General features: G+C 74.0%; 6 protein-coding genes. 3 read left to right on the plus strand and 3 right to left on the minus strand.

Features of this window, described 5'->3' with window-relative positions:
* Positions 1–156: 156 nt before the first annotated feature.
* The 3 genes from E1264_RS38865 to E1264_RS38875 form a co-directional block, all read right to left on the minus strand.
* The gene (locus tag E1264_RS38865; protein ID WP_132181963.1) at positions 157–999 is read right to left on the minus strand and encodes a LytTR family DNA-binding domain-containing protein; all 843 of its coding nucleotides are present in this window, start codon (positions 997–999) and stop codon (positions 157–159) included.
* A gap of 76 nt (positions 1,000–1,075) precedes the next feature.
* The gene (locus E1264_RS38870; protein ID WP_243711438.1) at positions 1,076–2,578 is read right to left on the minus strand and encodes a histidine kinase; all 1,503 of its coding nucleotides are present in this window, start codon (positions 2,576–2,578) and stop codon (positions 1,076–1,078) included.
* A 104-nt stretch (positions 2,579–2,682) separates the two neighbouring features.
* Positions 2,683–3,306 carry a sulfite oxidase-like oxidoreductase gene (locus tag E1264_RS38875; RefSeq protein ID WP_132181965.1) on the minus strand — a complete coding sequence of 208 codons (624 nt, stop codon included), beginning with the start codon at positions 3,304–3,306 and terminating at the stop codon, positions 2,683–2,685.
* Between the two features lie 267 nt (positions 3,307–3,573).
* Here E1264_RS38875 and aroF point away from each other — a divergent pair, with 267 nt between their 5' ends.
* From aroF to E1264_RS38890, 3 genes are all read left to right on the plus strand, one after another.
* Positions 3,574–4,620: a 3-deoxy-7-phosphoheptulonate synthase gene (gene aroF / locus E1264_RS38880; protein ID WP_132181967.1), complete on the plus strand. Its 1,047-nt coding sequence runs from the start codon at positions 3,574–3,576 to the stop codon at positions 4,618–4,620.
* A 205-nt stretch (positions 4,621–4,825) separates the two neighbouring features.
* Entirely contained in the window at positions 4,826–5,815 is a 990-nt protein-coding gene (locus tag E1264_RS38885; protein WP_132181969.1) for an EamA family transporter, read from the plus strand.
* A 41-nt stretch (positions 5,816–5,856) separates the two neighbouring features.
* Positions 5,857–6,223: DUF5954 family protein (locus E1264_RS38890; protein WP_207936820.1), on the plus strand; the 367-nt coding region annotated here is incomplete at its 3' end.

The following is a 6,223-nucleotide window of genomic DNA, read 5'->3' on the forward strand; positions in this document are numbered from 1 at the left end:
GTATGGAGGGGATCGGGGTCGGCCGGGTCGGTTCCCTGCGCCTGCGGCCCCTCGGCGGAGGAGCGTTCGGCGGGACGGGTTCCGGACGGCGGTTCGGCGTCGTCCGGGTGGGTCCGCGCGCGGGCGGTCGCGGCGCCGGACACCGTCACCCGGCGTTCACCGTTCATCGCCGCCGCCTCCCGCGGGGGCGTCGCCACCCGCAGAGTCGTCGCCGGCACGGTTGCCGCCGGTGCCGTTGCCGTCCGGGTGGTGGAACTTGCGGACGAGCCGGTCCCGCACCTCGCGGGTGTGGCGCCGGCTGACCTGCAGCAGCTCGTCCCCGATCTGGACGGCGGCGCGGCCCCCGTCGAACCGCACCTCGGTGATGTGCGCGGACGCGACCAGGGTGCTGCGGTGGATCCGGATGAACCCGGCCGCCTCCCACCGCTTGGTGAGCGCCGACAGCGGCATGCGGACGAGGTATCCGCCGTCGGCGGTGTGCAGCCGCACGTAGTCGCCCTGCGCCTCGACATGGGTGACCGCGCGCCGGGAGACGAGCCGGGTGCGGCCGCCGAGCTCGACGGGGATCATCTCGTCCTCGGGGTCGCGGGCGCCCTCCGCGGCCGGGGCGGGGGCGGGCCGGTCCACGGCCCCGGCGACGCGCCGCACCGACTCGGCGAGCCGCTCGGGGCGGACGGGCTTCAGCAGGTAGTCGAGCGCGCCGAGCTCGAAGGCGGTGACGGCGCAGTCGTCGTGCGCGGTGACGAACACGACGTGCGGCGGCGCGGCGAAGCCGGTGAGCAGGCGGGTGAAGTCGAGCCCGTCGAGCCCGGGCATGCGGATGTCCATGAACACCGCGTCGAGGTGGTCACCCTCGACGAGCATCCTGCTCAGGTCGCGCAGCGCGGACGAGGCGTCGCCCGCGCAGCTGACCCGGCCGACCCGCGGGTCCTTGCGGAGCAGATAGGTCAGCTCCTCAAGCGCGGGACGTTCATCGTCGACGGCCAGGACGTGCAGCATGAGGGCGACTTTGCCGCGATTACCGTCTGTCCGCAATCGGTTCCGAAAAGTGAGTGGCGTGTCGCGGCGGCGCGGCTCAGTCCGGAAACACCCCCGGCCGGTACTTCGGGACGCGCAAATTGACCTTGGTTCCGGCGCCGAGCGCGGTCTCGACGGTCAGCCCGTACTCGTCCCCGTAGACCTGTCGCATGCGCTCGTCGACGTTGGCGAGACCGATGCCGGCGTCGCCGCCGGGGCGCCGCGCGCGGGCCGCGACGCTCCCCCAGCCGGTCGGGCCCGGCCTGCCGAGCGGCGCGGAAAGGATCTCCTGGAGGCGTTCGGGGTCCATGCCGACACCGTCGTCCTCGACGCTGATCGCCGCCTCGGCGCCCGAGTCGCGCGCGACGATCGAGATGTGGAACGCCTTGCCCGCGCCCTCCATGCCGTGCCGGATCGCGTTCTCGACCAGCGGCTGCAGCGCGAGGAACGGCACCGCGACCGGCAGCACCTCGGGCGCGATGTCGACGCGGAACTGGAGCCGCTCGCCGAACCTGGCCCGTTCCAGCAGCAGGTAGCGGTCGATGGAACGCAGCTCGTCGGCGAGGGTGGTGAAGTCGCGGGGGTTGCGGAAGGAGTAGCGGGCGAAGTCGGCGAAGTCGAGCAGCAGCGCGCGGGCGCGTTCGGGGTCGGTGCGGACGAACGAGGCGATCGTCGTCAGCGAGTTGTAGACGAAGTGCGGGGATATCTGCGCGCGCAGGGCCCGCATCTCGGCCTCGGCGAGCCGGATGCGGGCGTTGTCCAGCCCGGCGAGCTCGAGCTGGCCGGTGACCAGCCGGGCCGCCTCGCCGACGGCCCGGACCCGCGCGGTCGACGGGCTCCGCCAGTACACGGTCAGCGCGCCCTCGACGCGTCCCTCGACGGTGAGCGGGGCGACCATCGCCACCTGGACGGGGCACCGCGGGTCGCGGCAGCCCATCAGCTCGGGGGCGATCACGCGCGGGCGGCCGGAGGACAGCACCGGCAGGGCGTCGTGGACGGCGTCGCCCGCGTGGGCGTCGCGGGCCGCGCCGTCCCATGCCAGCAGCCGGGGCGCGGCCGGGACGCTCTGCCGGCCGACGTCGTCGTCGAGGTCGTCGAGGTCGTCGTCGGGCGGGGGCAGCACCGCGACCAGCGCGACCGCCTCGGCGCCCAGCAGCGATCTGAGCCGCCGGACGGCCTTGCGGGCGGAGTCCTCGGTCAGCCCGGCGCGCAGGGGCGGCGTCGCGCGCGCGATCACGTGCAGGGTCGCGAACGCCGCCTGCTCGGCCGCGTCGGCGGGCATGCCACGCGGCAGCCCGCGCTGAAGACGGCGCGCTAACCCGGCGGGAAGGCCACGCGGGAGGCCACGTGGAAGGCCGCGCGCCAGTTCGCCTGAATCGCCGCGCGCAGGACCGCGCACGAGACCGCGCGCGGCCCCGCGGGGCAGGCCGCGCGGGAGGCGGCGGGCGGCGCCGAGCGGGAGGCCGCGCCCGCGGAGCAGCGCCCAGGCTCCCGCGGCGACGCCGGCGGCACCGGCGGCCGTGGCGCACGCGACGACGTCCGCGACGGACGGTAGAACCATGACAACGTACGGTAACGTCTGCCGACCGTGCGAGGCGGTGTGTTGCCCATTTACGAAGGTCTCGGATGGGCCACGCCACAGGGGGTCATGGCCCTTCCGACAGCTCACGGGGGCGGCGACTCGCCCTCGTCCTCCTGGTACGAGTACCGCTGTTCCCGCCACGGATCGGCGACGTTGTGGTAGCCGCGCTCCTCCCAGAAGCCGCGCCGGTCCTTCACCAGGTACTCGACCCCCCGCACCCACTTCACGCTCTTCCACGCGTACAGATGCGGGACGACGATCCGGATCGGGAAGCCGTGGTCGGGGCTGATGCGCTCGCCGTCGCGGTGGGTGGCGAACATCGTCCCGTCGGCGAGGAAGTCGCTCATCCGGATGTTGGCGCTGTAGCCGTACTCGGCCCAGACCATCACGTGCGTGACGTCCGGCGCGGGCGGCGCCAGCTCCACGATCGCCGCGCCGGAGACACCCGTCCACTCGTTGTCCGGGATCGTGAACTTCGTCACGCAGTGGAAGTCGGCGACGGCCGTGGTCGTCGGGAGCGCGTCGAACTCGTCCCAGGTCCAGCGGTACTGCTCGCCGGACGCGGTGGCGCCGAAGACGCGGAAGTCCCAGTCCTTCGGCCGGAACTTCGGTACCGGTCCGTAGTGCAGGACGGGCCAGCCCCGGGGGACGTACTGGCCGGGCGGAAGGTCGCGCGGCTCCGGTGCGGACTGCTCGGGCTGGGACATGACGCGGCCATCCTGCCATCCGGAGTGAGGTGAGCCATATCCGGGGTCCGCGCGACGGCGCACCCGGCGGGACCCGTTAAGCTGGGCCCGTGCGCAACGTCGTGTATTTCTTTTGGTTCGACCAGCCCGGGCGGCTGGTCTGCCAGACGCTGCGCTGACAGACCACATGTCGAGAGCCCCGGGCCGCCTGGCCCGGGGCTCTCGTCGTTTCAAGGGTCGTTCCGGGGATCCACCGTGGATCCCGGGCGAAGGAGAGAGGCAGCAGCAATGGTCGTCGTCATGGCCCCGGAGGCCAACGAAGCGGATATCGAGGCCGTCGTCTCGCTGGTCGAGACGGCGGGGGGCGAGGCCTTCGTCAGCCGCGGCGTGGAGCGGACCATCGTCGGGCTCGTCGGCGATGTCCAGCAGTTCGGGACGCTGAACCTGCGCGGGATGCGCGGCGTCAGCGACGTGATCCGGATCTCCGCGCCGCACAAGCTGGTGAGCCGCGAGAACCACGGCGAGCGCTCGGTCGTCCGGGTCGGCGGCGTGCCGATCGGTCCCGGGACCATGACGCTGATCGCCGGCCCGTGCGCGGTCGAGACGGCCGAGCAGACCCTCGGCGCCGCGCAGATGGCGCAGGCCGCGGGCGCGACGCTGCTGCGCGGCGGCGCGTTCAAGCCGCGGACGTCCCCGTACGCGTTCCAGGGCCTCGGCGAGGCGGGCCTGCGCATCCTCGCGGACGTGCGGGCGGAGACGGGCATGCCGATCGTCACCGAGGTGGTGGACGCCGCCGACGTCGAGCTCGTCGCGTCCTACGCCGACATGCTGCAGATCGGCACCCGCAACGCGCAGAACTTCGCGCTGCTGCAGGCGGCGGGCGAGGCCGGCAAGCCGGTCATGCTGAAGCGCGGCATGAGCGGGACGATCGAGGAGTGGCTGATGGCCGCCGAGTACGTCGCGCAGCGCGGCAACCTCGACATCGTGCTGTGCGAGCGCGGCATCCGCACCTTCGAGAAGGCGACCCGCAACACCCTGGACATCTCCGCGGTGCCGGTGGCGCAGCGCCTCTCCCACCTGCCGGTGATCGTGGACCCGTCGCACTCGGGCGGCAGCCACGACCTCGTGCTGCCGCTGACCCGCGCCGCGATCGCGGTCGGCGCCGACGGGGTGATCATCGACGTGCACCCGCATCCCGAGACGGCGCTGTGCGACGGCCCGCAGGCCCTGGTGGACGGCGATCTGCGCGAGCTGGCCAAGCTCGTCCGGGATTTGCCGCCCATCGTCGGCCGCAGCCTCACCCAGGCGCAGGACCCGGACGCCGTCCCCGCCTGATCGGCCGGACCGGCCGTATCGGATATCGTGCGGTCCATGGCTTACTGGACCTCGAACTGCGGACCGCCGCGCTCCTGACGGGGCGCGGCGACCGCACTCGCTGACCGAGTCCTGACACGGCCCGGCGCCGGATGCGCCCGGCCGTGTCCTCCTGCGCCCCGAATCCGGATCATCTTCGTCCGATTCGAGGTCAGGAGCCTCTCCCGTGGCACAGCACACCTCCGTCCGGCATGCTTCCGGCAAGAACTCCTCCGCCCGCGTCCGGGCGCGCGGCGGCGGCGCCGACATTCTGGTCGCGGCGTCCCTCTGGGGGACGACCGGGACCGTCCGCACCTTCGCGGACGGGTCGTCCGCGCTGTCGGTCGCCGCGATCCGCATCATCATCGGCGGCCTGATCCTGCTCGGCTTCGCCGCGGCGTCCCGGCGCGGTGCCGGGCTCCGCCACCTGTTCCGCGACCGCCGCAACTGGCCCCTCGTCGGCCTGGGCGCGGTCACGATCGCCGTGTACCAGGCCGCGTTCTTCGTGGCCGCCGGGCGCACCGGGGTCGCGGTCGCCACCGTCGTCACGATCGGCAGCGCGCCCGCGTTCACCGGCGTGATCGGGCTCGCGACCCGGCGGTCGGCGCCGGCCCGCCGGTGGGCGCTGGCGACCGCCGGGGCCGTCGCGGGCTGCGCCCTGCTCATCGGCAGCGGGCTCGCCGGCGGCGGCGAGGACGCGGGCGCCGAGCCCCTGGGGATCGCGCTGGCGCTGCTGTCCGGGCTGGCGTACGCGGTGTACGCGACGGTCGCGTCCGTCCTCATCACACGCGGCGAGGAGGACCGGGCCGTCGCCGGGGCGCTGTTCGGGACGGCGGCCGTCCCGCTGATCCCCGTCCTGATCGCCGGGCCGGCGGGGTGGCTGGCCACCGGGCAGGGCGCGCTGATCGCGCTCTACCTCGGCGTGGTCACCACGGGCGGCGGCTACCTGCTGTTCGCGCGGGGGCTGCGCACGACGCCCGCCACGACCGCGACGACGCTGACGCTGGCCGAGCCGGCGGTGGCCGCGGTGCTCGGCATGGTCCTGCTGGACGAGCGGCTCGGCCCCGTCGCGCTCGCCGGTCTCGCGCTGCTGGCGGCGAGCCTGGTGGGCCTGGTCATGCCCATGCGGAGGCGGAACGCTGGCGAACATATACAGGCCGGTAACAAATTGGTATGAACCACTGGCCCGGGGCGGGCACGGCGTGGATGATGTCCGGCATGACTACGGGCGATGACGCCGGGGGGCGGCTGTTCCCGGAGGATCTGGACGGCGTCGACCCGGTCGCCGCGGTGATGCTGGCGGATGCCTGCCGCGCCGTGTCCGCATACCCGGAGCTGGTGCTCCTGGGCGCGCTGTTCACCGCCGCGGAGCAGGTCCCGGGCGGCTGGCAGATCGTGTGCCCGTGCGACCCGCTGCCGCAGGGCGCGCGCGAGCTCCTCGCCGTCCACCTGGAGGACCAGGCGGCCACGGCGCCGAATGTCGCGCAGACGCGGCGGCTGGCCGCCGCGGCGCGGACGCTGCAGGACGAGGCCGCCGACGAGGTCGCGGCGGGCGGGCGGCGGTTCCGGATCGTGCGGATCGAGC

Source organism: Actinomadura sp. KC216 (assembly GCF_004348535.1).
Lineage (GTDB): Bacteria > Actinomycetota > Actinomycetes > Streptosporangiales > Streptosporangiaceae > Spirillospora.

Bases quoted from the DNA above. Each gene is read 5' to 3' on its own strand.
- E1264_RS38865 (WP_132181963.1), bottom strand. From the start codon at position 999: ATGCTGCACGTCCTGGCCGTCGACGATGAACGTCCCGCGCTTGAGGAG.
- E1264_RS38870 (WP_243711438.1), bottom strand. From the start codon at position 2,578: ATGGTTCTACCGTCCGTCGCGGACGTCGTCGCGTGCGCCACGGCCGCC.
- E1264_RS38875 (WP_132181965.1), bottom strand. From the start codon at position 3,306: ATGTCCCAGCCCGAGCAGTCCGCACCGGAGCCGCGCGACCTTCCGCCC.
- aroF (WP_132181967.1), top strand. From the start codon at position 3,574: ATGGTCGTCGTCATGGCCCCGGAGGCCAACGAAGCGGATATCGAGGCC.